At 46.6% G+C, this 498-nt stretch carries 2 protein-coding genes; both read left to right on the top strand.

The window, feature by feature from the left end:
• Complete coding sequence (rpoZ, locus tag A3762_RS21920; protein ID WP_068757634.1) at positions 1-153, top strand: DNA-directed RNA polymerase subunit omega; 153 nt, start codon at positions 1-3, stop codon at positions 151-153.
• 131 nt (positions 154-284) lie between these two features.
• The coding region (locus A3762_RS21915) for an HD domain-containing protein (RefSeq protein ID WP_156493663.1) at positions 285-498 on the top strand (214 nt) is incomplete at its 3' end.

The following is a 498-nucleotide window of genomic DNA, read 5'->3' as shown; positions in this document are numbered from 1 at the left end:
ATGGTTGCGACCAAGCGCGCTCGTCAACTTGCAAACACTGCGCAAGAGCCAATGGTTCCTGTTGAAAACGACAAGCCAACAGTATTGGCGCTTCGTGAAATCGCTGAAGGCCATATCAACGCAGGTAATGTTGATTTTAGCGAAGAAGAATAACTTCTTTGCGATAATACGCTTGAAAAAACAGCTCGCTCAAATATCATTAGGGTGAGCTTATAAAAAGCTGAACAGCTTTAGCCGTTCGGCTTTTTTTATTTCTTCATTCCGCACAAGTGAGCAGAGAAAGCGTGCCCGATATTGATGGCTTAATCGAGAGAGCCGAGTCCTACCTAGACACCAACAAGGTAAGACTGATTGAACGCGCCTATTACGTCGCAAAAGAGGCGCACGAAGGGCAATATAGACGCAGTGGCGACCCGTACATTATTCACCCTATTGCTGTCGCCAATATTCTCGCAGACCTTCACCTTGATCACGAAACACTCATGGCAGCATTGCTGC

The organism is Oleiphilus sp. HI0125 (assembly GCF_001635355.1).
Note: the sequence above shows the minus strand (reverse complement) of the source record. Positions and strands in the feature narration are given on the sequence as shown.

Coding starts and splice junctions, on each gene's coding strand:
- rpoZ (WP_068757634.1), top strand. CDS start 1: ATGGTTGCGACCAAGCGCGCTCGTCAACTTGCAAACACTGCGCAAGAG.